The 26,324-nt window shown below is 46.1% G+C and carries 23 protein-coding genes and 2 riboswitches; of the genes, 4 read left to right on the top strand and 19 right to left on the bottom strand.

All coding sequences use genetic code 11. The annotated features are described in order from the left end of the window. Positions 1 to 115: 115 nt before the first annotated feature. From ACKKE8_RS03060 to ACKKE8_RS03050, 3 genes are all read right to left on the bottom strand, one after another. A complete protein-coding gene (locus tag ACKKE8_RS03060; protein WP_409176878.1) occupies positions 116 to 1,765 on the bottom strand; it encodes a peptide ABC transporter substrate-binding protein in 1,650 nt (549 codons plus the stop codon). Between the two features lie 393 nt (positions 1,766 to 2,158). Continuing rightward, entirely contained in the window at positions 2,159 to 3,784 is a 1,626-nt protein-coding gene (locus tag ACKKE8_RS03055) for a peptide ABC transporter substrate-binding protein (RefSeq protein ID WP_409176877.1), read from the bottom strand. A gap of 252 nt (positions 3,785 to 4,036) precedes the next feature. Further along, positions 4,037 to 4,846 (bottom strand): DUF6597 domain-containing transcriptional factor, encoded by an 810-nt coding sequence (locus tag ACKKE8_RS03050; RefSeq protein WP_409176876.1) that lies wholly within the window; start codon positions 4,844 to 4,846, stop codon positions 4,037 to 4,039. 115 nt (positions 4,847 to 4,961) lie between these two features. On the opposite strand from ACKKE8_RS03050, the gene ACKKE8_RS03045 reads away from it, so the two are divergent. After that, entirely contained in the window at positions 4,962 to 5,414 is a 453-nt protein-coding gene (locus tag ACKKE8_RS03045) for an SRPBCC family protein (RefSeq protein WP_409176875.1), read from the top strand. Between the two features lie 53 nt (positions 5,415 to 5,467). Here ACKKE8_RS03045 and ACKKE8_RS03040 read toward each other — a convergent pair whose 3' ends face one another. The 8 genes from ACKKE8_RS03040 to ACKKE8_RS03005 form a co-directional block, all read right to left on the bottom strand. After that, positions 5,468 to 7,117, bottom strand: coding sequence for a peptide ABC transporter substrate-binding protein (locus ACKKE8_RS03040; RefSeq protein WP_409176874.1), 1,650 nt, complete (start codon positions 7,115 to 7,117; stop codon positions 5,468 to 5,470). 186 nt (positions 7,118 to 7,303) lie between these two features. Further along, entirely contained in the window at positions 7,304 to 8,143 is an 840-nt protein-coding gene (locus tag ACKKE8_RS03035) for a MetQ/NlpA family ABC transporter substrate-binding protein (RefSeq protein WP_409176873.1), read from the bottom strand. A 60-nt stretch (positions 8,144 to 8,203) separates the two neighbouring features. After that, positions 8,204 to 8,869: a methionine ABC transporter permease gene (locus ACKKE8_RS03030; protein ID WP_007721152.1), complete on the bottom strand. Its 666-nt coding sequence runs from the start codon at positions 8,867 to 8,869 to the stop codon at positions 8,204 to 8,206. After that, the gene (locus ACKKE8_RS03025; protein ID WP_409176872.1) at positions 8,870 to 9,883 is read right to left on the bottom strand and encodes a methionine ABC transporter ATP-binding protein; all 1,014 of its coding nucleotides are present in this window, start codon (positions 9,881 to 9,883) and stop codon (positions 8,870 to 8,872) included. It lies immediately after the preceding gene. Between the two features lie 100 nt (positions 9,884 to 9,983). Next, a riboswitch (SAM riboswitch) is annotated at positions 9,984 to 10,100 on the bottom strand. A 106-nt stretch (positions 10,101 to 10,206) separates the two neighbouring features. Continuing rightward, positions 10,207 to 11,367, bottom strand: a complete 1,161-nt coding sequence (locus ACKKE8_RS03020) for a Ger(x)C family spore germination protein (RefSeq protein WP_409176871.1) — start codon at positions 11,365 to 11,367, stop codon at positions 10,207 to 10,209. Then, positions 11,367 to 12,491 (bottom strand): GerAB/ArcD/ProY family transporter, encoded by a 1,125-nt coding sequence (locus ACKKE8_RS03015; protein WP_409176870.1) that lies wholly within the window; start codon positions 12,489 to 12,491, stop codon positions 11,367 to 11,369. The genes ACKKE8_RS03020 and ACKKE8_RS03015 overlap by 1 nt, the downstream gene beginning before the upstream one ends. Before the next feature lie 11 nt (positions 12,492 to 12,502). Continuing rightward, on the bottom strand, positions 12,503 to 13,954 hold the full coding sequence (locus ACKKE8_RS03010; RefSeq protein ID WP_409176869.1) for a spore germination protein: 1,452 nt from the start codon (positions 13,952 to 13,954) through the stop codon (positions 12,503 to 12,505). Between the two features lie 71 nt (positions 13,955 to 14,025). After that, a complete protein-coding gene (locus tag ACKKE8_RS03005) occupies positions 14,026 to 15,012 on the bottom strand; it encodes an LCP family protein (RefSeq protein ID WP_409176868.1) in 987 nt (328 codons plus the stop codon). 186 nt (positions 15,013 to 15,198) lie between these two features. On the opposite strand from ACKKE8_RS03005, the gene ACKKE8_RS03000 reads away from it, so the two are divergent. After that, positions 15,199 to 16,431, top strand: a complete 1,233-nt coding sequence (locus ACKKE8_RS03000) for an MFS transporter (protein WP_409176867.1) — start codon at positions 15,199 to 15,201, stop codon at positions 16,429 to 16,431. 59 nt (positions 16,432 to 16,490) lie between these two features. Here ACKKE8_RS03000 and ACKKE8_RS02995 read toward each other — a convergent pair whose 3' ends face one another. The 6 genes from ACKKE8_RS02995 to ACKKE8_RS02970 form a co-directional block, all read right to left on the bottom strand. Continuing rightward, positions 16,491 to 18,197 (bottom strand): DUF4179 domain-containing protein, encoded by a 1,707-nt coding sequence (locus ACKKE8_RS02995; protein WP_409176866.1) that lies wholly within the window; start codon positions 18,195 to 18,197, stop codon positions 16,491 to 16,493. Next, complete coding sequence (locus ACKKE8_RS02990; protein WP_409176865.1) at positions 18,194 to 18,748, bottom strand: RNA polymerase sigma factor; 555 nt, start codon at positions 18,746 to 18,748, stop codon at positions 18,194 to 18,196. The genes ACKKE8_RS02995 and ACKKE8_RS02990 overlap by 4 nt, the downstream gene beginning before the upstream one ends. Before the next feature lie 252 nt (positions 18,749 to 19,000). Further along, on the bottom strand, positions 19,001 to 19,702 hold the full coding sequence (locus ACKKE8_RS02985) for an SDR family oxidoreductase (RefSeq protein ID WP_409176864.1): 702 nt from the start codon (positions 19,700 to 19,702) through the stop codon (positions 19,001 to 19,003). A 237-nt stretch (positions 19,703 to 19,939) separates the two neighbouring features. Beyond that, positions 19,940 to 20,368: a BrxA/BrxB family bacilliredoxin gene (locus tag ACKKE8_RS02980; RefSeq protein WP_012684201.1), complete on the bottom strand. Its 429-nt coding sequence runs from the start codon at positions 20,366 to 20,368 to the stop codon at positions 19,940 to 19,942. 80 nt (positions 20,369 to 20,448) lie between these two features. Then, positions 20,449 to 22,119: a ribonuclease J1 gene (gene rnjA / locus ACKKE8_RS02975; protein WP_409176863.1), complete on the bottom strand. Its 1,671-nt coding sequence runs from the start codon at positions 22,117 to 22,119 to the stop codon at positions 20,449 to 20,451. 98 nt (positions 22,120 to 22,217) lie between these two features. After that, positions 22,218 to 22,988 carry a hypothetical protein gene (locus ACKKE8_RS02970; protein WP_409176862.1) on the bottom strand — a complete coding sequence of 257 codons (771 nt, stop codon included), beginning with the start codon at positions 22,986 to 22,988 and terminating at the stop codon, positions 22,218 to 22,220. 103 nt (positions 22,989 to 23,091) lie between these two features. Here ACKKE8_RS02970 and ACKKE8_RS02965 point away from each other — a divergent pair, with 103 nt between their 5' ends. After that, the gene (locus ACKKE8_RS02965; protein WP_409176861.1) at positions 23,092 to 23,430 is read left to right on the top strand and encodes a YqzG/YhdC family protein; all 339 of its coding nucleotides are present in this window, start codon (positions 23,092 to 23,094) and stop codon (positions 23,428 to 23,430) included. Here ACKKE8_RS02965 and ACKKE8_RS02960 read toward each other — a convergent pair. Both ACKKE8_RS02960 and ACKKE8_RS02955 read right to left on the bottom strand, forming a co-directional pair. Beyond that, positions 23,427 to 24,053, bottom strand: coding sequence for an SCO family protein (locus ACKKE8_RS02960; protein ID WP_409176860.1), 627 nt, complete (start codon positions 24,051 to 24,053; stop codon positions 23,427 to 23,429). The genes ACKKE8_RS02965 and ACKKE8_RS02960 overlap by 4 nt on opposite strands. Before the next feature lie 80 nt (positions 24,054 to 24,133). Beyond that, positions 24,134 to 24,445, bottom strand: coding sequence for a rhodanese-like domain-containing protein (locus tag ACKKE8_RS02955; protein WP_409176859.1), 312 nt, complete (start codon positions 24,443 to 24,445; stop codon positions 24,134 to 24,136). A gap of 311 nt (positions 24,446 to 24,756) precedes the next feature. Further along, positions 24,757 to 24,863, top strand: a riboswitch (SAM riboswitch). Positions 24,864 to 24,952: 89 nt separating this feature from the next. Between ACKKE8_RS02955 and ACKKE8_RS02950 the strand changes: the two genes are divergently transcribed. Further along, the gene (locus tag ACKKE8_RS02950; RefSeq protein ID WP_409176858.1) at positions 24,953 to 26,257 is read left to right on the top strand and encodes a homocysteine synthase; all 1,305 of its coding nucleotides are present in this window, start codon (positions 24,953 to 24,955) and stop codon (positions 26,255 to 26,257) included. The last annotated feature ends 67 nt before the right edge of the window (positions 26,258 to 26,324 follow it).

Genomic DNA, 26,324 nt, shown 5'->3' with positions numbered 1-26,324 from the left:
CCTGATAAAATCTTCCAAAAATAGTATACAATAAAAAGTAAAAATTTGGATATTAAATAGACAAAAAAAGAAGAGAGGTGAGTATAACACCGCTCTTCTTTTACATGCACAGCTATTATTTCTTTTCTACGAAATCTGCGTACTTGTAGTCTACAGCACCCAGACCATCGATGATAACATCTTGTACTCTGTCGTCCTTCACCCAAGATTGAGTATAGTAGTAGATTGGCATAATTGGCATTTCATCCATCAGGATTTGCTCAGCCTGGGCCAGGATTGCTTTACGTTTTTCTGGGTCTAGCTCCAGAGCGGATTGGTTCAGGAGTTCTTTGTACTTCGGATTTTCCCAACGAGTATCGTTGTTTCCGCCGTCTTTTTCCTTGAACATTTCCAGGAAGTTGATTGGATCGTTGAAGTCACCCAACCAGCCTGCACGAGCTACTTGGTATTTACCTTGGTGTACATCATCCAAGTAAACCTTCCACTCTTTGTTCTCGAGCTTCACGTCAACGCCGAGGTTTTTCTTCCATTGGTCTTGGATTGCCTCAGCAATCTTTTTGTGACCTTCGGAAGTGTTGAAGGATAGAGTAAGTGCAGGGAATTTGGTGAGACCCTCTTCTTTCAATCCTTCTTCGAGCAATTTCTTCGCTGTTTCGATGTCATTATCCTTGTAGAAACCGTCTTTGTTCAGCGCCATGCTTGGTGGTACATAGCCTGTTGCAGGCAATTGACCAGCTTGCAGGATGTTATCGATCAGGCTTTGACGATCGATCGCATAGGCAAACGCTTTACGGATTTTCACATTGTTGAACGGTGGTTTTTCTGTATTGAAACGGTAGAAGTAAGTACCCGCGATTGGCTGAGTTGTCATTTTGCCGGATTCTTTCAAAGCCGGGATCGCGTCTGTTGGCAACGCAGAAGTTGGAGCTCCTGCCCAGTGCAGTTCACCGTTTTCCCACATGGACAGCTCAGTATTCTCATCCTCTACCATGGAGAATTCGATTTTGTCCAATTTCACGTTGTCTTTATCCCAGTAGTTATCGTTTTTGGAAACGACGAGCTTGCTCTTGTGCTCCCAAGAATCCATTTTGAATGGACCGTTACCAATAACTGTTTTCGCATCGGTAGCCCATTTCTCGTTGCCATCCACTACTTTTGGATTAACTGGGAAGTATGTTTTGAATGCAACCAGCTCCAGGAAGAATGGAGTTGGGTTCGCCAGTTCTACTTCGAGTGTTTTATCGTCAATTGCTTTTACGCCAACGTCTTCTACTTTACCCTTGCCTTTGTTGTAGGCTTCTGCGCCCTTCACATAGTACAGTTGGTAGGCATAGTTGGAAGCTGTTTTTGGATTAAGAGCGCGTTTCCAGGCATATTCGAAATCTTTTGCCGATACAGGATCGCCATTGCTCCATTTGTTATCACGAATTTTGAATGTATATTTTTTACCGTCTTCAGAAACAGTATAGCTCTCTGCTGCTGCTGGATTATATTTACCGTCTTTACCAACGCGAGTCAGACCTTCGAAGGTAGCAGTGATGATGGTGCTGGAAGTTGTATCTTCCGCGATACCTGGGTCAGCTGTTGGTGGCTCGGAGTGCAGGTTTAGTTTCAGTACTTTAGAGCCAGTTGGTGCAGAATTTTCTGTCTTTGTTCCGGAAGCGTTGCTATCTGCCGGTGCCGCCTGGTTTCCGCCACCGCATCCTGCGAGTGCCGCGCCAAGAACGAGGATAGAACTCATTGCCACGAAAACATTCTTTTTCATACAAGTAATCCCCCTTTTCTAAATCTTTTATCAATATACATGGTTTTATATATTTTTTAAATATGTTTTAGAATGATTTAATAAATTTTTATTTATTTATAAAGAGAATTAATAAATTATAAAACATATTGATCGATAAATAAATTTTCCAGAACATCCCTACGTCGATACCTCTAAGAAAAACCGCATAATATCAAGCTTTTTCAGAGTTGAGGATTCAGAACTCATTTATCGATACATTTTTTCATTCACCCAATTTTATCGACATTCAGCAAAATGGCAATAGTAATTTAATTTATCCTCTGCTCGATTGTTCTCTCTTAAAATGGTTTACAAAAAAAAGAAGAGTGCCGTAGCACCCTTCTTTTTTTACAACGTGTTATGCACTTTTTCTTATTGAATGTCTGCCCATTTCCAGTCTACGAAACCGAGACCGTCGAGTACTACACCTTTTACTTTGTCTTTTTTCACATAAGAATGTGTGTAGTAGTAGATTGGAACTGCTGGCATTTCGTCCATGAAAATGGCTTCTGCTTGTGCCAGGATTTGTTTGCGTTTTTCTGGGTCTTTTTCCAGAGCAGATTGGTTCAACAGCTCTTTGTACTTCGGATTTTCCCATTTCGTGTCGTTGTTGCCGCCATCTTTGTCCTTGAACAGGTCCAAGAACGTGTATGGATCGTTGTAGTCACCAGACCAGCTGGAACGTGCGATTTGGAATTTACCTTGGTTCACATCTTCCAAGAATACTTTCCATTCTTTGTTCTCCAGCTTAATGTCTACGCCGAGTGCTTTTTTCCATTGGTCTTGGATCGCTTCGGCAATTTTCTTGTGGCCTTCAGACGTATTGAAGGAAAGAGTCAGGGTCGGCATTTTGGTAATGCCTTCTTCCTTCATACCTTCTTCCAGCATTTTTTTCGCTGCTTCAACATCGCCGTCTTTGAAGTACGGGCTTGTTGCCACTGCCATTGTTGGCGGGATCAGACCCATAGCTGGTTCTTGGTTTGCTTGCGTGATGTTGTCGATGATAGACTTACGATCGATTGCATAAGCAAACGCCTTACGGATTTTCGCGTTGTTGAACGGCGGAACTTCCGTATTGAATTTGTACATGTACGTACCCGCGATCGGGCGTGTTTGCATTTGACCGGTTTCTTTCAATGCAGGAATCGCATCGGTAGGAAGTGAGCTCAAAGGTGCTCCGGACCAATCCAGATCGTCATTGTCGAACATGGACAGCTCTGTATTTGCATCTTCAACCATGGAGAAGTTGAGCTTGTCGAGTTTTACAGCGTCTTTATCCCAGTAGGTATCGCTCTTCACGAGAACCAATTTGCTCTTATGTTCCCATGTTTCCATTTTGAATGGACCGTTACCTACGTGTGTAGCTGCTTCGCCCGCCCATTTATCGCTGCCTTCCACTACTTTTTGGTTAACTGGGTAGTACGTATAGAACGCAGTCAGCTCCAAGAAGAATGGGGTTGGGTTTTTCAAAGTCACGACGAGTGTTTTATCGTCTGTCGCTTTTACGCCAACATCTTCAGCTTTTGCTTTACCCTTGTTGTATTCTTCTGCATTTTTCAGGTAATACAATTGGTAGGAGTAGTTAGATGCTGTTTTCGGATTGAGCGCTCGCTTCCAAGCGTATTCGAAATCCTTTGCAGTAACTGAATCTCCATTGCTCCATTTGCTATCACGCAGGGTGAATGTATAAGTAAGACCATCTTCGGATACGTCAACTTTTTCTGCTACAGATGGATGTGGTTTGCCATCTTCGCCAATACGAGTGAGACCATCAAATGTTGCACGCAGAACCGCACTGGAAGTAGAATCCTCAGCCAATGCAGGGTCAGCAGTTGGTGGCTCGGACATCATGTTCATTCTCAATTCTTTAGGACCACTTGTTTGCTCCTTAGAAGCATTTCCTTGCTCGCCTGCTTTCTCACCGCCGCCGCCACAGCCTGCCAGCGCCGCACTAAGAACCAGGATAGAACTCATTGCTGCAAAAACGCTTTTTTTCACGGTGTTGACCCCCTATTTTTCTATCGGTAAAACTTCATTGAACGCTACTCCACAAATATACTGCATTTTTAGTAATATTGAAGACATTTTAAGTAAAATTAATTATGTTTTATTCAAACATCAAATTCTATTAAAGGAAATAAAATTGGTATTTTCATCACGATGAAGTATGCCTCTTACATGAAAATTTATGCAGCTATTTGGAGACAGTAAAAACCCCTCCGTCCTAAAAGACGAAGGGGTTCACTATGATTAAATTTTAGCTCGTCGATACTCGTTCGGCGCTACGCCGACGATTGCTCGAAAATCTCGAATGAAGTGAGAGTGATCGTAGTAGCCAAGAGAGGTAGACAGGTCCAGCCAATCTTGGACCGTTCCCTGGTCAATCTGCTCTGCCGCCTCGTGCAATCGGTATCTCTGAATGACTGATTTCGGACTGACGCCTACATAACGATCAAACAAACGCTGCATCGTCCTCATGTTCATTCCGGTCAACTGTACCGCATCCTCGACCTTCAGTACGGATCGATCTGCCTGGATCATCCTGACGATTTCACTGATGCGCGCTACATTCGGGTCAGGCTTCGGCAAATATTCAAATAGAAAGGCTTCTACTCTTTTCACCATTTCCTGATCATCTGGCATACTTAGCACTTCTTTCTCAAGCTGCTCAGTTGAAACACCAATACCAAATACGGATTCCAGACTCGTAGAAGTGCCACTCAGCTTTGATACCGGGGCATTTAGAAATGAATAAAAACCTCCGGGCTTGAATTTCACTCCGAAAACGTGACCTTGTCCCGCTAAAAGATGCGAGGAAGTCGTGCGGGCTACCCCAAAAATGCCAGTTGCTCCTTTTTCAAACACCAGATTCACATTGGGATGGGCCAGTACGGTTTGCGAGTAAGGAAGTTCCGTACGCAAATCCCACCGGACGACCCAGTAGTGCTGCACGAAGTAGCGAATTTCGGCAGATGGCTCGTATCTGTCCAGGGAAAATTTCTTCTGTCCAATCATGGCATGCAGTACACCCTTTGGGAGCTTGGCAGTCTGATTTTCCAAGGCGCGCCTCCTGTCGTGTTTTTACAATACATACTACCGAATTCTTCTTATAGTAAGAGTAGTAGTTGAGAGACTTGATTACAATTCCTAAATGAAAAAATTAGGGGGTAAAACGATGGATCTTCGCTTCGATTACTATATTGGTGCTAGGCCAGAGCAGGTCTGGCATGTCCTTACTTCCGATGAAGGCGTAAAGAGTACTTTCTTTGGCTGTACGATTCGTTCAACCTTTCAAGTAGGCGATGAGATGGCTTATGTTGGTCCGGGAAAAGACGGTGACGACACGGTGCATGTTTACGGGAAAATCTTGCAGTTCGAGCCTCATCACATTTTCAGTTTCACTGAACATCCTGGTCCTGCCTATTACGAAAATCATGCAGAATTGCAGTCTCGCGTCACCATTACCTTAGAACCGGTTGGTGGCAGCACCAAACTGACGTTGATTCAAGATCAATGGACAGAAAACCACCCCTCCCACGTAAGTGCCAGCAACAATTGGCCGATGATGCTCTCGTCGATCAAGACGTATGCGGAGACAGGCAAGACACTTGATTTTGGTTACGAATAGAAAAGAATCCCGAGACCAGGAAATGCCCTGACCTCGGGATTTTTATATTTTCGTTACTCCGTCATCTCTGCCCACTTCAGGTCGATAAATCCGAGTCCATCCACTTGAACGCCTTTCACCTTGTCGCTCTGTACCCAGACATCCACATCCGTGAACATGGGAATCAAAGGCATAGCATCTATGAAGATTTGCTCAGCTTCTCCAAACAGTTGCTTGCGCTTCTCTGGATCAGTTTCTACCGATGCCTGTTTCAGCAGCTCTTGGTAGCGCGGGTCTTCCCAGCCCGTGTCGTTGTTGCCTGTTTTACCATCACGGAACATTTCCAGGTAGTTCATTGGATCATTAAAGTCTGCATTCCAGCCGATACGGCCGATTTCGTAATTGAGCTCATGCATATCCTGTATGTGAACAGTGGCCTCCTTTACCATGAGCTTTACTTCAATGCCAAGTTTTTGTTTCCATTGGTCCTGAAGCGCTTCGGCAATTTTCTTATGTCTGTCGCTTGGATTGTAAGATAAGGTGATCGGAGGCAGCTTTGTCACGTTGAGCTCCTTCATGCCTTCTTCCAACAGCTTTTTTGCTGTTTCTACATCATTATCCTTGAAGTAGCCTTCTTTATTGATAATCATGGATTGTGGCAGCATCCCCATCGTTGGCACCTGACCAACTTGTGTGATGTTATCTACGATGGTTTGACGATCTACCGAGTATGCCAATGCTTTACGAATTTTCACATTGCTGAGCGGCCCTTTTGTCGTATTCAGCTTGTACCAGTACATCGTCGCTTTTGGATGAACAACGAGCTTGCCCGCATCTTTCAGCGACGGAATCGCATCGGTGGGAAGCCCGCCGAGTGGCTGACCTGCCCAATCCAGCTCACCGTTTTCGAACATGGACAGGGCTGTATTATCGTCCTCGATCATCGCGAACTCAATGCGATCGAGCTTCACTACATCTTTATCCCAATAGTGCTCGTTCTTTTCAAGAACAATCTTGCTCTTGTGCTCCCATGCTGTCATCTTAAATGGACCGTTGCTTACGTGTGTCGCCGCTTCGTTTGCCCATTTTGGATTGGCCTCCACTACTTTTTGGTTAACCGGGTAGTACGTGTAGAAAGCCGTCAGCTCCAGAAAGTAAGGCGTTGGATTCTCCAGCGTGACTTCCAGTGTTTTGTCATCGATTGCCTTTGCACCGAGGTCGTCGGGCTTTGCCTTGCCTTCGTGAATCAGCTTCGCGTTTTTAATGTAGTACAGCTGATAGGCATACTCGGCACCTAAGGTTTTGCCGAGTGCACGCTTCCATGCATACACGAAGTCATGGGCAGTTACTGGATCACCATTGCTCCATTTGGAGTCGCGGAGCGTAAACGTATACACCAGTTTGTCATCCGAGAGCTTCACATCGGATGCTACTGAATTCACTGGCTTTGCGTTTGCATCGAAGCGAGTTAAGCCATCAAACGTAGCACGAACGATCGCTCCCGCAGTGGCATCCTTCGCAAGACCAGGGTCCGCTGTAGCAGGCTCACTCATAATGTTCGCCCGAAATACCTGCGGCTTTGTGTTTGCAGGCTTTTCAGCTGTCGCTGCGGTTCCCTCAGCTGGAGGGGTTGTCGTTGATGGCTGCGTACTCGTGGAGCATCCAGCTAACACGCTTCCGGCGACCAGCATCGCGCCAAGAAACAACCTGAGATTTCTTTTCATCAGAAAATTCCCCCTAATCTATATTTTCTCATTTCACACAATATACTCGACAAGAAATGAGTTGAAAACGGGGACGAGATATATTTAACCAAATTTTATAAAAATTCACTATATTATAAATAAAAGTGAAACCCAACCAGCTTTCGAGCCAGTTGGGTTTCGTTGATCGATCAATTATTTCTTCAATTAGAACGCTGGAATAATCGCGCCTTTATATTCATCTTCAATGAACTTTTTCACTTCAGGTGAGTTCAGTTCTTTTACCAGCTTTTGAATGGCTTCGGAATCCTTGTTGTCAGGACGAGCTACCAAGAAGTTTGCGTATGGAGAATCTTTGTCTTCAATAAACAGGGCGTCTTTTGTTGGAACAAGCTTTGCTTCCAGCGCATAGTTGGTGTTGATCAACGCCAGATCTACTTCTTCCAGAACGCGCGGCAGCATTGCTGCTTCTACTTCTTTGAATTTCAGGTTTTTCTTGTTCTCAACAACGTCTTTCACTGTACCGCTGATGCCAGCGCCTTCTTTCAGCTTGATCACGCCGTTTTTCTCCAAGAGTGCGAGTGCGCGACCGCTGTTTGTCGGATCGTTTGGCAGCGCGATAGTTGCGCCATCAGCTAATTCATCCACAGATTTTACTTTTTTGCTGTAAGCGCCGAATGGCTCGATGTGTACAGCCACTACTGGCTCCAGGTTCATGTTTTGTCCTTTATTGAAGTCTTCCAGGTAAGGCTTGTGCTGGAAGAAGTTTGCGTCGAGTTGTTTCTCGTTCACTTGAACGTTAGGTTGTACGTAATCAGTGAACTCTTTGATTTCCAGGTTCACGCCTTGTTCTTTCAGTTTTGGTTGAACCAGCTTCAAGATTGCTGCATGTGGAACGGGAGAAGCGCCTACCTTCAATGTTACTTCCTGTTGTCCGCCTTGTGCGCCGCCTTCAGCTGGAGCAGGTGCTGTTTCGGTTTTGCCTCCGCAAGCTGCCAAAGAAAATGCCAACACAGTAGAAAGTACAGATACGACTAGCTTTTTCATAAATGATTTCCCCCTTGCATGTATTTCATCTTATTTTTTGAAAATCTATATGGAAAGATCCTATTTGCGGCTGAACTTTAGAACCAGACGGTCCCCCAGCGATTGTAAGATCTGTACCATCACCAGCAAAATAACAACAGTTACAATCATGACATCGGTTTGGAAACGCTGATAACCGTATCGGATCGCCAAGTCACCCAAACCACCACCGCCAATTACCCCAGACATCGCTGTATAGGAAACCAGCGTAACCGTCGTGATCGTAATACCCGCTATCAGGCCTGATCTAGACTCTGGCAAAAGGACATTCCAGACGATCTGCCAATTGGAAGCCCCCATAGATTGTGCGGCCTCAATCACGCCTTTATCAATCTCGCGCAGAGAGGTTTCCACCAAACGTGCGAAAAACGGAGCGGCACCAAATACGAGCGGCGGAATGGCACCCAGTACGCCGAGTGAGGTTCCTACGATCATTTTCGTCACAGGAATCAGCAAAATCATCAAAATGATAAACGGTACCGAGCGCAATACATTGACCACGAATGATGCGATCGTATAAAAAGTGCGGTTTTGCAGAAGCTGTCCGCGTGAAGTCAAAAACAGAATGATACCCAACGGCAAACCAATCAGGACGGTAAACAGGGTGGAGAAGCCGAGCATCGTGAGCGTATCCATCGTACCTACGCCGATTTCAGCCCAATCCACATTTTCGAATGTCCAGTCCATTTATATCACCTCTACTTCCAAGCCACGTTGGCGCAGCGTCTCGATGGTCTTTTGATTCTGTGCGACATCGCCTTCCAGCTCAATCACCAACTGACCATACGGCGTATCCTTCATGCGGGAGATCGTTCCCTGCAAAATACTGAACACCGTACCTGTCTCTTGCATCGTTTGAAACAGGATCGGCTGGTACGTTTTTTCTCCGAGGAAGGTGACACGAGCAATCGTGCGGTTCCCCGAGGCCTTTTCATGCTCGACTGCTTCACGCAGCTCTGTAGAATCCGCCACTTGTTCCACGAATTCTTGTGTCGTTGGATGCTTCGGACGAAGGAATACATCCAGTACGTTACCCGACTCGACGATCTTTCCTCCATCAATCACGCCGACACGATCACAAATAGAACGAATGACGTGCATCTCGTGGGTAATCAACACAATCGTCAAGCCTAGCTTGCGGTTGATGTCCAAGAGCAGTGCGAGAATGGAGTTCGTCGTCTGCGGATCGAGAGCCGATGTAGCTTCGTCACAGAGCAGCACTTTTGGATCATTCGCGAGCGCACGGGCGATCCCGACACGCTGCTTCTGTCCGCCAGACAGCTGGGACGGATATTTGTCCTTATGTGCCTCCAAGCCAACCAGCTTCAGCAGCTCGTTTACTTTCTTGTCAATCTCTGCCTTCGGACGCTTTGCCAGCTTGAGCGGAAAAGCGACATTTTCGCCGACTGTTGAAGAAGACAGCAAGTTGAAGTGCTGAAAAATCATGCCGATTGAGCGGCGCTTTGCTTGCAGTCTCCCTTCATCCAGCTTTGTCAAATCGACGCCGTCCACAATAACTTCCCCTGAAGTTGGGCGCTCCAGCAAATTGATGCATCGGATCAATGTACTTTTCCCGGCACCAGAGTGTCCGATGATCCCGTATATTTCTCCTTGCTCTATGGAAAGGTCGATCCCCGTTAACGCTGGGATGGTTTTACCTTGTACTTGATAGCTTTTATGCAATTGACGCAATTGGATCAACGCATCCACCTCCCGACCACAATCTTGATAAAATCAGAAAACCCCTTTTTCATAAACGAAAAAGGGGCTGCAACGCAATGTTATACGTTCGCATCCACCCTTCTCATCTATACAAGATCCAAACAATCTTGTAGGAATTGGCACCGCGACGTTCATCCGAAAATGAACCGGCTGCCGGGCTTCATAGGGCCTGTCCCTCCGCCTCTCTTGATAAGAAAGATATCTACGTATATTATGTTCGTCTTTTCTATTTCATGATGATACAAAACGGATTATATCCTTTTTGAAAATATCACGTCAATAGTAATAGTAGGAAAAGTTTTTTAATCCATGACGCCATTGCGGATGATCGTTGACTTTACGTGAAAGCGAAACGTTGCTTCCTTAAACATTTTTCTCCACTCAGCCTGCGTCATGTTTGCCATCCCTCTTCTATTTGCACGATACACCGTCCCGAAGCCAGCGGGATCGACATTGAGGTCCTGCAATTTGTGGACTACTTTCTGCAGTTCTTTTTCGATCTCTTTTTCCAATGCATTTTCCATGATTTTCATCAACTTTGCATTCTCCAACTTCAGCGGAAGGGTTAATTCCAAAATTCGCGCATTTAATCGGATATGAATATCAAAGAGTGGGGGGGATACTTGAGTCAGCTCGATTTTTGATTGGCTGGAAATCGTGTCAAAGACAAGCTGCACACGGTCTTTTTTACTTCCGTGACTCTTGGGCACCTCGCCAAAAATATGAGCAGGGACAGAAGTATCGTAGCTGCCAATGCTGAATTTTCCATGCATGAGCTTGATTAAAAAAGCTTCCTTAGGTGTGATCCATCCTACATAACGCTCCCCTTGAAATAATGCGATACCCTTGATTTGCAGCTCATCTCCCTTTCTTGCAATGAACGGCATGATCGGGTCGATTCCTTTGTCATAATAAGCCCGAAAAAACTCATGCATGGTGGAAGACGGAATTTTTTCCCCTTCAATATTTTGCTCAATCATACGATATAGATAGATTCCGATATTCCCTTCTTCAGAATAGGGATACGTTAACATATCATATGTTTCGCCTTCAAATAGGCAAAGATAAACCCTGCTGGAAATAGAGGAATCCCGATATAGCGTGTCAACGATACTGCCAAGTCCACGCTTAGCCAAATTTTCACTGTAGAGTGCGACACGAATCTGCCCACCCAATACTTTTTTATCTGATTGTAAATTTATCCGATCCCGAATTCCCTTGCTGGTTTCACCGGTGGCTGAAAAAACCTGTATCTTTTCTTTCGCCTCTGGATTAATGGAGGGCATGATTGCTGTCCCCCGAATGTTTCCATCCTTTAAAAGATCATAGCCGACCGCCGTGGCAAGTCCTGTCTCATCAAAAATTTGCCGATCTGAACAGCCTGCCAAAACGAGGACACATGAACACCACATCGCAAAAAGCCGCTTGGATAATTGCATCCAATGTTTTCGATCAGGCAGCATCAGGCACTCTCTCCTTTGCTGGTTGGTTTCGCCCTTTGCTTTCGCTGCTTAAAACAAACCATAAGGTACAAAAAATAGGGGTACACGTAAATAATGTACAGGGTTATATCCGAGAATATATTCGTCATCCTGCTCATCTCCTGCCTGGATAGCAGCGACAAGGAAGCTACATAAATCACGAGAATAATCCAATACAATGAATGACGCAGGTTGAATCCGAACAAGCGCTTGAGACCCCGGGCAGAAGCCCACAAATACAGCATGATATTCGGCAAGATCACGAGAAGCCATAACGAAATGACAACCAGCTCAAACCTTTCCAGAATAGGGAGGTACACCATCTTTTGCATGTTGAGTGTCGCCCAGATCGTTCTCATGAGCTGACCCTGACTAAAAAAAACCAGCGCCACAATCATGACAAACAAATAAATCAGATACGTCACTAGCACTCCCAACTGCACACTTTTATTTACTCTATCTTTATTTTGTACATAAGGATAGACAACGTAGAGAATCTCAAAGCCGGCACTGGTCAGAGACATGGCGATCATTCCATTGAAAAGGTCCTCTAGGCTAGTGTCCATGATGGGAAGCAAATATTCCCAACGTGCAAATTGCAAGGGAAAATATAAATCAAGTATCAGCCATATCGTGACCATAATGGAAAAAAACGAATAGCCTGCTATGACTCTTATCCCCCCTACGACTGTGTAAAACGCTAGAAAAAGGATGATGCCAGACAGAATCCATGTAGGCAAATTCGGAAAGACCCATGTTTGGACAACTTCGATGTAGGTACGCAAAATGACTCCAGCCGACACAAAAAAATAGGTCAAATAAATGATGCTAATGCCTGTTCCCAACCACTTTCCGAACACATCTTCCTGAATTCCGTAAATATCGGCTGAGGGGTATCTATGCAAGGTCTTGTTAATGGTCATCACCGTAAGATGAGTAAACAAGGCTGCGAGTATGACAGATATCCAAGCATCGTGCCCCGCTTCCTTGGCAATGATTCGTTGGAAGCCCAGAATCCCCATCCCTAGCTGCGTGCCATGCACAAGAACCCCTGCAAGAAATGCCGATATCGTATTACCCTTACTTACATCGATGTTTATATTCATGGCAGCCTCGCTTACTCGTCAATGTCTTTCTTCTCTTTGGCTCTATCCCTGTCGAAGCGCGATATTCGTTTTGGGTTAAAAAACTTGAGGCGCTCCGAAAGGGAGGATAAGGGAGCGCGTATAAATCCATCCTTCCAATCTGAAAATCGCACGGGGTAAATCGGGTACATATACGGACGCCCCAAGCTGGTCTGGCGAAGCAAGTGACTGGCTAAAAAACTAAATCCGACCACAATACCTAATGCCCCCAGCACACCCGCCAGAAAAATCATTGGAAAGCGAACTACCCGGATCGTAGAACCGATCATATAGCTAGGCGCGATAAAGGATGACAAAGCCCCGAGGGCAACGATAATAATCAAAATATTGCTCGTGAATCCGGCCTGAACGATAGCTTGTCCGATAACAATACCGCCCACGATACCAATCGTCTGACCGACCTTGGTCGGTAGCCTCGCTCCCGCTTCCCGCAAGAGCTCAATGATCAATTCCATCAAAATGGCTTCCCACAGTGGTGGAAACGGTACCCGAGAGCGCGATTGTGCGAGAGAAAGCAACAGATCAGCCGGAATCATCTCGTAATGATAGGTCAGAGCTGCCACGTAAATCGGTGTCAGCATCAGGGACAAAATCATGGCAAAGATTCGCATGACCCTGTTGAAGGTAGCGAGACTCCAACGCAAGTAATAGTCATCTGGCGACTGAAAAAATTGCAGCAGGGTAGTTGGCCCGAGTAAAGCGAACGGACTCCCCTCCACAAGAATGGCAATCTGTCCTTGGCGCAAACCGTGTATGACACGGTCTGGACGCTCTGTTTGCTGAAGAGTAGGAAATAATGATTTCTCATTGTCTGCGATATGCTGAGCCAGTATGGTAGAATCCAGACTGGTGTCTAATTCCAGATCATCAATCCGTTGACGTACTGTATTCACATTTTCCTCATCGGCCGTCCCACTCAAATACAGCATCGACACATTCATCGGTATCGTTTTCCCCACGTTCAATCGTTCATGGAACAATCTTGGGGTAGACATATATTTGCGGACGATGCAGATGTTCACATTCAGTTCTTCTACAAAAGCAATCTGTGGGCCGAGTACAACTGTTTCAATTTCGGGTGCTTGAATGCTTCTGCCAACTGTGCCATCACTGGGAAACGCCAAGCCGTAGGACGAGTTCTCCAATTGAATGATAATATGACCGCTGAGTAAACGTTCAATGGCTTCCCCCTCATCGAAAACTCGGTTACTGCTTGATGCTCCTAAGTGCTGAGCTATCACTTCAATCCCGCTTTCTTCCAAACAAATCTCACGCAGCTTCGGGATGAGCTCACTGTAAACAACCTTGGCATCCGCCATGGTCGATAAATAGAAAAGTCGCACGCGGCCTTCAGGCTCATCGATATGCTCAGTGACCAAGTCGCTTGTATGTGTAAACCAATTGCGTGCACTCTCCCGATCCATCGACATTGTCACCTCAGCACTTAGAAAATCATGGTTAGTCTTTCCTAATAAACACAAAAAAAACAGCACGCTTAGTTTTGCGTGCTGTTTTTCTTTTCTCCCACGGGTTGATCTGATGCTTCTGTAGGAGGGGCTATTTTTTCTTCAATAAACGACTGAACCTGATCGACATCCGGAATCAGAACAGAGCCTGCGCGGTTGGATTCACGGAACATCCCCATTGGCGGTAATTGATAATTACCTGGCTGTAGCGTGTCCAATTTTAATCCGAGTGCAGACAGCTTCAGCATATCCACCGAACTAATATTGGTTTGAATATACGGTGTTACTTCCTTCAAAATTGTAGGAAGCTGCATCAGCGTCGTACCATTCTTCATCTGATCCACGACTGCTGTCATTAATTTCCGCTGACGCTCCGTCCGTGTATAATCTGAGGTCGCGTCATGGCGGAAACGAACATATTGCAAAGCTTTGTCTCCATCCAGCTTTTGCAGACCCTTTTTCAGATTAATATCGTACTCGCCTTTATCAGTCGGGTCATGATAATACATGTTTTTTTCTACATCGATCTCGACTCCGCCCACTGCATCAATCAGAGCCTTGAAGCCTTCAAAGTCAGTAATCACGTAACGATCGACCGGAAGTCCAGTAAACTGACTAACGGTTTCCATTGCCAGCTCAGGTCCACCTTCTACAATCGCAGAGTTGATCCGAGAGCTGCCTCTACCGGGAATATCTACATACGTATCACGCAGGATTGAGAACATATCATAACGTTTCCCCGCAGGATCGATGCTGACCAGCATCATGGAGTCAGAACGAGGAAGCCCGTTATTTTTCATTCCTCTGCGGTCTACTCCCATCAGCAGGATATTGACACGTTCCTTGCCATCCCACTCTGGTATTTCTGCTGCTTTGGTGGAATTCCCACCACTAGGCGGTGCGATGTTAGGCTCTTGAATATTTTGAGCAAATTGATAAAAAGAGTATCCGTAATATCCAGCTGTCGCAGCCATCACGACAAGCAAAAGAAGCAACACTCGTTTCCATATCTTCATAAAGTCCACCTTTATTCTCTATATCCTCAGTTGATGTCATCTCTCCACTTTGTCTAGTATACTCGAATTCGACAAAAGTGGAGCAGCCTTTATTTGGGTACCTGTGACATTATAAACATTTTAATTTACAAAGTTTAGAATATTCGCTATACTATTCTTATCCATAATGGTAAGGGGTGTATTCGCGTGATATCACCGTCAGCTTTCCTCAATCGCTATCCACGTGAGGCCATTTTCTTCCTCATCGCCAGCTTTATTAACTCCTCCGGGAGTGCCTTTATGTGGCCACTTACTACCTTATACGTACATACCATTTTGCAACGCTCGATGATCGAAGCTGGATTCGTCCTGATGATCCAATCTCTGGCTGGGATCTTCGGCCAATTCATCGGCGGATCGTTGTTTCATCGACTAGGTGCCAAGCGTCTTATTGTCGGCGCATTGATTATTCAAGGACTTATTCAATTTTCCATTCCTTTCGTTCAGAGCTGGCCTGTCTACCTGATTCTCATGATGGGGCTTGGCTTTACGTTCAACCTGTCGTTTCCTGCCATTCAGGCATTTATCGGTTTTCGCTGGAAGGAACAGCGTCGCGAATTATTTAACATCGTCTACGTCGGTAATAATTTGGGGATGGCAATCGGAACCGCATTGGCAGGCGTCATTGCCACTTTATCCTTCCAGCTTACTTTTTGGTTCAACAGCACGAGCACCTTATTGTTTGCCCTGTTCTTCTTCCTTTTTATGAAGAACATATCCCATCAGGAGCTGGTCGGAGAAAACCTGGAAGAACAGCAAAAGCATCGTGTGAAAAACAACTTTACCCTGCTATTCCGCTACCAATTGTACTTGTTTATGGCATTGGGCGCAGCATTCATTTTCTTTTCCAATACGGTATGGAACACAGGCGTCGCTCCCTATATTACCGAACAAGGTATGCCTCTGTCTTCGTATAGCTGGCTGTGGACCATCAACGGGATTATCATTTTTGCCGGGCAGCCCATCACATCCTGGATCAAGCGGCTGTTGAATCAGAGCTTATCTGCCCAACTCGTCGTCAGTGCCATCGCGTATGCTGTCGGTTTTGGGTGTATGCTGGCCTACCACGGTAGTTATTACGCATTTGTTGTCGGAATGGTTATCACTACATTTGGAGAAATGCTCATCTCGCCGACCATTCCTACTTTTATATCGGAAAAAACCGGAGAGAATGCTCCATTTTATTTGGGGGTCGTAGGGGCGATTACAACCGGTGGGAGACTGCTGGGGCCTTTGGCTATGGGGTTCATGTATGACCATGGTGGAATTCATCCAACTCTGTTCTTGGCAACGCTTGTCTCTGCTGGTTCGGTCTTGCTCTGTCTGTTACACGCTTATTTTCATCGGGAAAAACGGACTGAGGTTGAAGCTAAATACTGATTCCAACTGCAAAGAAGCCGCCCGATCCTTTTACAGGAACGAGCGGCTTGGTTATCACACTACTTCTTTTCTTCCTTGATTGGCACTTCCCAATCGACTTTGTTCTCTTTTATTACATGATCAAGCACAACTGTTATTTCCTTCACATCTTTTTTATCAAAGAGCACATCTAGCTTCCCTTCGAGTTTTATCGTACCATCTTGGTTTTCTTTTTTGTTGACCCGTAACCATGCTATGCTGGCATCATTCCCGTTCTCGTCCTTCACCGTCCATCGCTCTGGAAGTCCCACTATATCTTTGGCCAGAATGGCTTCCAATGGAATATCGAATAAGGTATTCTCCTCATCCTCTTCCATAATGATCGGTTTAAATGTGATTTGGTTCCCAGCTACATCCACTTTTTTCGGATTTTTCTCCGGTTCAGCAAGAGATAGCTTGGTTTGAGATGAGACTTTTTCTCCTGTATAGATAGCATCGAGCTTCATTGTCAAGTTTTTTGCAGGGTCCAACGGCATGTACGTATGGACAAACCTCTTACTTGGCTGCCACTTCTGTGTGAAGTCAGTCGACGCGCCATGGCTCATGCTTATGATATTGAGATTGTGATTCAATTCATCCGATTCGATCATATCATCCCATTTGCCCACTACAGTACCCTTTTCATCGACCAGCTCGTAACGAAAACCCTCCACTACTTGCTTATTCGGATTGCTGTTTGAGAACTCTAGCTGCGTAGCAGTAGGAGCAAAGCGCGCTTCTTTTAGCTCTACTGTTGCTCCTGTTGGAGTTTTTAACTCCTTGTTCAACGCTACTGTTTTCATGGCTGCTTTTGCTGGTCGCATATCAATCGGGATATCGAAATTCCACGTGCCTTTCGTATCTGTCAGGCGCTTCACGCGCATTTCCAAAATCAATTCGTCCGGCATCGGATTCGCTTCATTAAAGTATGCGTTCATTCGTGCTTCGTAAGCGAAGTTTTCACCGTTCGGCAGCGGTAGCCATCTCATCAATTCAGATTTATCATCTAAATCCGTGATTACTTTGCCATTTTTATCTTTCAGTCGAACTTCCCTGAATTCATTCACAGTGTCGCCTGTTATGATCGTGAACTGATCCTTCCAGAACGAAGGAATCTTTTTGCCTGACGAGTCCTTCACCGAGCCCAGAATCATGATTCGCAACGGATCGGCTGCAACCGCATTGATTTCCATTGTCAGACCTTGGTCTGTCACCTTCATGTCAAGCGGCTGTACAAAGCCGTTTTCTGCCGCTTTCTTCACGCCAATGTCTGTCTGCTTTTTATCAAACAGGTTGACTGTTTGTTTCGCATTGTATGGCCCTTTTGTTACTGTTATCTCACTCGGATTGATCGATGCATAAATCCCATTCATATAGCTCGCAAACGTAGGAGAAACTGCTGTTCCGAATGTGACAACCATAGCCAAGCCTGCAACTGCAATCGTAGTTTTCTTCACAATATCCACACTCCGCTTTTTCCAATTTATTTGAACTGGTTGTTTTTGTATGGGTTTGAGCACGTTCATCGGGTAAGCGGGGAGCTTGTCTATGACATTTTGGATGGTTGCCTCCGTCTGCCATACATCTTCGGCTTCATCATTAGAGTTGTCCAGATCATCCAAATATTGTTCAAACTTGCTCTGACACGAACCGCATGTTTCCAGATGACGCTGTATGTTTTGCTGCATTCGCAAAGAAAACTTGTCTTCCAAATACGCCTTCAGCATGAATGTATTCAAGCAAGTCATAGGTAGAGGTCCCCTCCTTTACCCGAATTCGTAATGGCATTTTTGAGCTTGGCTCTGCCTCTGGAAAGACGTGTTCGCACCGTACTGATGGGAACATCCAGCTCTTCGCTAATTTCTTCGTAGCTCAAAAATTGGAGGTAACGCAGTTCCAGGACGACGCGGTATTTGGACTCCAGGGTCATCATTCGATTTTGTAAAAAGACTTTCTGCTCTTTCGCAAGGTATTCGAGCTCAGGTGAATGACTGGTAGCCAGTTCAATATCTGCTTCTGCAACTGGAATCGATCGTTTTCGGTTTCGCAGTTCATCAAAGCAATAATTGGTGGCGATCCTGTAGAGCCAGGCACCAAATTCGTAGCTTTTGCTGTAGTCACCCAAATGGTAATACACCTTGATAAAGATCTCCTGAGCCATGTCCTGCTCAAGATGCGGCTGTCCGATCATCTTGCGAATGAGCAATCTGACCCTTTTGTTATATTTTTGTATGATCTGAGAATACGCCTCTTTGTTCCCTTGGAGAACCTCCTCAATGATCAGCCTGTCGTCCTGCATCTGTCTTCCTCCCCATATCAAAACCTGTATCGAGGGCTACAGGTTCAAAAAGGTACGCTGCGCAGCTATCACCTTTTTGCTTGTACACCTTAATACGACGGAAAATGGTGGAAAAAGATCGCAACTTTTTTTAAAAAATATTATGGAAGTGAAATAATCGATGAATAAAGTCTCCCATCAACGGGAGTTTTTTTCATACCAAAAAAGCTGCCGAGGGTTTCTCGACAGCTAATGAAACAACGGCAACGATATTCAGTTGTTTCTCACTGGTGGGCAGGTAAGTGACTTTCCGTTGTCTTGCGGACCAAGACCGATGATGTACGGTACCGCTACACGGCTCCACTCTACCGGATTCGGTGCCGTGCCTACATCTTCTGGCGAGCATGAACGGAGCATGGAAGTATCGATACTGCCTCCTGGATCAAGCGCCACTGCCGCCATCCCCTCAGGTAATTCGGCTGCCAATGACTGTGTCAATCCTTCGATGGCGAACTTCGATGCGCAGTACGGTGATAAAAACGCTTCCCCGTGTCTTCCCCAGTACGAGCTAATATTGACGACGACTCCGCCATTTGCGCGCTGAACCATAAACGGTAAAAAGGTGCGAATTACATAGAAAACACCATTCACATTGATGTCCATCACTCTCGAAAACTCATTTGCCTCAAGACTAGTGACTGGACTGTTCCGGTTTATAATGGAGGCATTGTTAATCAACAGATCGGGAACGCCCACCTCGGCTCTGACTTCCTCTGCCCACTTTTCCACTTGCTCCATGACCGAAACGTCGACAACGGAAAAATGATGCTGATCTTCGAATTGCTGACGCAATCCTTGCACCTCTTTTTCCGAACGACCGCAGCCTGCAACCGTCCAGCCTGCTTCGTGAAAACGCTCGACCATTTCCCTGCCCAAACCACGTGTCACGCCTGTAATCACGACCAACTTACTCATTCTCTCTCCCCCTTCATTACCATACTTATTAAACATTTTAGTATAGTAATAAAAGGAAATTAATCCCAATAAATTTGAGTTAGGTACTCCTTTTGCGTTTCCCGGCTAATCACTCCGGAGCGGACAGTACAGGCTTCCCTGAAGGACGGAGCCTGGACCCATTTCAAACGATTACTAACACCAAGTCTGTCAAAAAAGACGCCCGTTACCGGGCGCCTCGTGATGTTTAGTGGTTTCTTATTTGTAAGTGTCGTAAGCATTGGTCAACAGGCCAGCGATTGTCGCCAGTTCGTTGTTCTCGATCTGATGACGCTCGATCATGGTCATGATTTTGCCGTCTTTCATGATCGCGAAGGATGGGGAAGACGGAGCATAGCCTTCGAAATACTCACGAGCTTTTGCAGTCGCTTCCTTGTCTTGACCTGCGAATACAGTGAAAATGTTATCCGGCTTTGTAGCGTGATTCAAGGAATGTACAACTGCTGGACGAGCGAGTCCTGCCGCGCAGCCACAAACCGAGTTCACGACAACAAGTGTCAAGCCTTTTGCATTTGGCAGTGCTTGCTCTACTTCTTCAGCAGTGCGAAGCTCCTGAAAACCGTTGCGAGTCAACTCATCGCGCATCGGTTGAATTACTTGGCTCATATATGCTTCATAAGACATCATTGGGCAACCTCTCCTTTATATCACGAAGTTTAACTTACCTATTATTATACCCCGACTGCGCCTACCCGAGAAAGCAGGAGCTACACTTCCATCAAAATGGTAAGAATCATTGGATTACGGCCTGTTTTTTCATAAATGAACGGCTTGATCACTTCATTAATCTGTGACTTCAGCTCAGACCATTCCTTGATTTTCTTATCCAATGCTTCCTGCAGACGCCCACGAACGAGCTGTGTCGCTTCCTGAATCAAGGATTCAGAACCGCGTACGTATACGAAGCCGCGGCTCACGATATCTGGGCCCGTCAAAATTTTGAAGTTCTTCATATCGAGGCTGACAACCACGACCATCAAGCCATCCTCCGCCAAATGCTTGCGATCGCGCAGGACGATATTGCCGACGTCGCCGATACCACTGCCATCAATGAGGACAATCCCTGCTTGTACTTTGCTGAGCCACGCTTTTTCGCGGTTGCAATTCAGCACTTCGCCGTTGTCCATAATAAAGATGTTGCTCTCCTCGATCCCAACCTGTTGGGCCAGCTTGGAGTGAGTCTTCAACATCCGGTATTCCCCGTGGATCGGGATGAAGTACTTCGGACGAATGAAATTGAGCATGAGCTTCAATTCTTCGCTGCTACCATGTCCCGATGCGTGAATATCAAATTCATGACTCAATACTACGTTGGCACCTGCACGGTACAGCTTGTCTATCGTGCGGCTTACGTTGATCGTATTTCCTGGAATTGGGGATGCAGAAATAATCACCGTATCTTCCGGATAAATGGAAACGGTACGATGGGAACCGGCTGCAATGCGGGTTAACGCTGCCATCGGCTCGCCTTGACTGCCTGTGCAAATAATCAGCACTTGGTTGTCTGCGTAGTTGTCGATGTGCTTAATATCAATCAGCATGCCCTCTGGCATCTGGATATAGCCTAGCTCTTGTCCAATCAAGAAAACCTTTTCCATACTGCGGCCAATAACCGCCACTTTGCGATTGCACTGCTCGGCAGCATCTACCACCTGTTGCAGGCGATGTACGTTGGAAGCGAAGGTAGCCAGAATGATGCGTCCACGCGCTTTGCGTACCACATCGAGAATCCCTTCCCCTACCGATCTCTCTGACATCGTAAATCCAGGACGCTCACTGTTCGTACTATCGGATAAAAGCGCCAAAACGTCACCGCTCGCACCAAAGCGTGCAATTTTTCCGTACTCCGTTGTTTGTCCGACTGGTGTCATGTCAAACTTGAAGTCACCCGTGTGAATGACCATTCCCTCCGGTGTATGGAGCACAATTCCCAAAGAATCAGGAATACTGTGGTTCGTCCGGAAGAATGTCGCCTTTAGCTTCGCAAAAGGAATTTCCGTATCTTCCGAAATTGGAATCAGCTTCACTTCATTTTGCAAACGGTGCTCTTCCAGCTTCGCCTTGACCAAGCCCAGGGTCAGACGACCACCGTAAATCGGCACCTTAATTTGCCGTAAAATATAAGGAATCGCACCAATGTGATCCTCATGTCCGTGCGTTAACAAAAGTGCTTTGATCTTGTGCTGGTTATCCACTAGATAGGAAACATCCGGGATAACCAGATCAATACCGAACATTTCATTCTCAGGGAATTTCACCCCGCAGTCAATGATGATGATTTCGTCCTCATACTCGACGCAGTACATATTTTTTCCGATCTCGCCGAGGCCGCCCATCGCGAAAATCTTAACGTCGCTCAAACTCTTTCCTCCTAACATCGTCGTGCATGATTATGGGAATCCGAACCAAGCATGCCATTCTTATTATATCACAACGTAAGACGTTCGTTTCACCCAGTCTTGTCTATTCCACACATTCATCTTCGGTCAATAATTGAATACTGATACTCCAAATCGGCAACTCGTTCATCCGTAACCACACTTGCTCTCGCCCAGAAGTCATGCTTCGCATAAGAATCGCCCGTCCATACCTCCGTAATTTCTCCTGAAGAGAGCTTAAGCGGTACTGCCTCGATTTCTTTTAATACGACGCCGCTTTTGTTTTTCAGTCGCAGTTTCAAATCAATCTCCAACGGCTGGTCCGACTGATTTCGTACCAGGATGAGACTTGAATACGGATACCCGGCACAATTTTTCGTACAGTCTTGTCTGCTGTATACGATGGCGAGATCAATGGGCTTCTCATTGTCCATCTTCGCCCCTTTCCACTGGTCTTTTGCTTTTTGTACGACGGTGACGTACTCCGCTTTCTTCAAAAACGGCCCCATTCCTAAAAAGGCAACAGCAAAAAAGCTAAACAAGCCAAATGCTGTACATAGAAAAACGAAATTCATTTTCCAAAACTGTTTTCTCATCGTGATTAAAAAGCCAATATACAGGAGGATACAAACAAACACTAACAGGATACAAAAGTATAAAAAGACCTCCAAATCAGACTCCGTGGGTAACACCGGAATACCATACTTCATTTGCCAATATACATTCGCGGCGAAGCAGCCTCCGTAAATCAATATGGCTGAAACAATCGTGAGCCCCCATTTTTTCCAGAAAGGAGGCTTTTGGAAAATCGCCGCAAGAACCCCCACCAAAACAGGAACGCCAAATAAGGGAATGAGCAAGTAATGCATCAAATACCTCCCACAATTCATTGTCATTATTTTCTACGAATGATATTCCGAAAAGTCTTCAAAATACATGGCAAACCATTTCGAAAAGGAGAGGGATAATCAGGTGCAGGTCACTCGCCGCCTATTTCGTTATCGGAACATGATGCCCCTTCTCTGTGCCGTACTTTTCCTGCTCATCTTTCAGACAGTCCCTACCTATGCCCAGCCTCCCTATGCAAAATGGGGCAGGCTCGCGATGCAGGAAACGATGAAGCGATATCCAAACGCTCAAATTGTGGACTACCTGCATGTCGGACGAAAACAAAAAACGCCCACCACGTCGGAAGAGACGTTTAAGCTCTTGCTTCAAGAAGGCAATCGCAGGTGGGCGTTACTCGTTCATATTGAATTCGTGAATCAGACAGAAGAAGTTGTAAACATCTCTTATGAGGAGACCCGCTAGTCAGCGAGCTGTTCCATCTCTTTCATCATGACTTCCATGTCCATGTCAGCTGCCATCCCGTACGCGCGACGCATGTTTCCATCTCCATCCACAAGGAACATGCGAGCCGTATGGGCATAAGAACCATCTGGCTGCTTCATGACCATCAGACCAAAATCCTTCGTCACTTTCTCTACAGCCTGAGCGTCCCCGCGCAGGAACTTCCAGCCACTCTGATCTGCCTTGAACTTGGCTGCATACTCCTGCAAGACTTCCGGCGTATCGTTATCAGGGTCAAAGGAAATGGAGATAAACTCTACTTTGTCTCCGAACAGTCCCTTTTCCTTCAACTGATCTTGCAGCTTGGCCATGTTGTACGTGGTCGCGGGACAAATATCCGGGCACTTGGTAAACATAAACTCAACCAGTCGTACCTTGCCAGCGCTTTCATTAAATGTATAGGTTGTTCCGTCACTGTTGTCTAAGGTGAAGTCCGCAATGGGCTTCAACACTTCGATCTTCTCTTGTGTCATGTACTTATAACCAAAGACTCCGACGATAGCCAAAATGATAATACCAGCTAACACAGGAAACCAATGTTTCTTCATCGCAGATTCCTGCTGCAATTGTGTTCCTTCACTCACGGGTTGCTTCCTCCCTGCTTGTCCCATGCGTGATGCCTCCTGATTGCAAGCGGGAGGCATCACACTGTTTCTATAGATTCTTACTGTTCGACTTCACCTGGCCATGCTAGCATGCCGCCAACCATATTCGCCACGTCATACCCTTGTGCACTCAAATACTCTGTAGCATTATGGCTTCTGGCACCACTACGGCAAACCATCACAATCGGAATGTCCTTATCCAGCTCATCGATACGATGCGGCAAAAATCCGAGTGGGATCAGCTTTGCCTCTTTAATGTGACCTGCATTCCACTCATCAACTTCACGTACATCAATGACTTGCAGCTCCTCTTTGGCTTCCAGCTTTTCCAACAGCTCTTGTGGTGTCATTTCCTTTACTCCATGGCTCATCGCTATTTATCCTCCTATATGTACGATCAGATCAGTTGTAACCACCTCCATGATATCACACGCTTTTTTACTTTTCTAACGCGAAGAGCACTTGGCTTCCCCATGCATCCGTGCTCCCTATTTTCTACCATTATCTCCTATTTCGCTGCGGCAGTAGCCACACGGGATGTGAACAGCTTAAGACAAAACCGTTACAAATTAATGGCATGAGTGAACACCTTTCATCCATATATACATAAAAACCTCCCCGATAACTGTATATTTCACATTGACAGCGAGGGGATATTTTCATACAATTACGACAATAACTTTTCTCATCAAGAGCGGTGGAGGGACAGGCCCTACGAAGCCCGGCAACCAGCAGACTAGCTGCATGGTGCCAATTCCTGCAGAATCCAATGATTCTGAGAGATGAACACAAGCCCGTGCATGAACGGAGCCTTCTTCTTCTCAGGAGAATGCTCCGTTTTTTATTATCTATTTTTCATAGAAAAAGGAGAGATGATCATGTCCGATCAACAACAATGGAAGCCAGAAACACTTGCGGTACACGGTGGGCAGGAGGTTGACCCTGTAACAGGCGCACGTGCTGTTCCGATCTATCAGACGACCTCCTATGTTTTCCGTGATACGGAGCATGCAGCCAACCTGTTTGGCTTAAAAGAATTTGGGAACATCTATACACGCATCATGAATCCCACGCAGGATGTGTTTGAGAAGCGTGTTGCCCTGCTCGAAGGTGGTGTTGGCGCACTCGCGACCGCATCCGGGCAAGCTGCCATTACGTTTGCCATCTTAAATATTGCGCATGCAGGAGACGAGATTGTCGCTTCCAGCAGCCTCTACGGCGGTACCTACAACCTGTTCGCCCACACGCTTCCCCGCCTCGGTATCAAGGTTCATTTTGCTGATCAATCCTATCCGGAAAATTTCCGTGCCTATATGAATGAAAAGACAAAAGCCGTGTTTTGCGAGACGATCGGCAACCCGCGCATTGATGTCGCTGATATTGAGGCGATCGCCAATATTGCCCACGAAAATGGCGTGCCTTTGATCGTGGACAACACCTTTGCGACTCCGATTTTGTGCCGTCCTTTTGAGCACGGGGCCGATATCATCGTGCACTCTACCACCAAATTCATTGGCGGTCACGGAACGGCAATTGGCGGTATCATCGTAGATTCTGGAAAATTCGACTGGAACAATGGGAAATTCCCAGCTCTGACTACACCAGACCCAAGCTACCATGGCGTCGTCTATACAGAGGCAGTCGGTCCACTCGCCTATATTATCAAGGCGCGCGTCCAGCTCCAGCGCGATATCGGAGCGGCTGTCGCTCCAATCAACTCCTTCTTGTTCCTGCAAGGATTAGAAACATTGCATCTGCGCATCGAGCGGCATAGCCAGAACGCCTTGGCAGTAGCCCAATTCCTCGCCAATCACTCTGCCGTAGAGTGGGTGAGTTATCCGGGACTGGAGTCAGACTCCCAGCATGAATTGGCACAAAAATATTTGCCAAAAGGTGCTGGCGCGATTCTGACCTTTGGAATTCGCGGTGGAATTGAGGCAGGAAAAACATTGATCGAGTCCGTGAAGCTGTTCTCCCATCTCGCAAATGTCGGGGACTCCAAGTCACTCATCATTCATCCAGCTAGCACAACACATCAGCAGATGACGGAAGAAGAGCAAGTGGCCGCCGGCGTGACGCCAGGATTGATCCGGCTCTCCGTCGGCACAGAGTCTATCGACGACATCATCTCTGATCTGGAGCAAGCACTGCAGCGTGCGTTGCAATTATCCACGGTGGGTTGATAGCTATGAAGAAGGATCGCGCTACCTCTTTTTTGAGCTGCGAGGTCCTTCATTTTTTTATTTATGT

The organism is Brevibacillus fortis (assembly GCF_046196545.1).
Lineage (GTDB): Bacteria > Bacillota > Bacilli > Brevibacillales > Brevibacillaceae > Brevibacillus > Brevibacillus fortis_A.
Note: the sequence above shows the minus strand (reverse complement) of the source record. Positions and strands in the feature narration are given on the sequence as shown.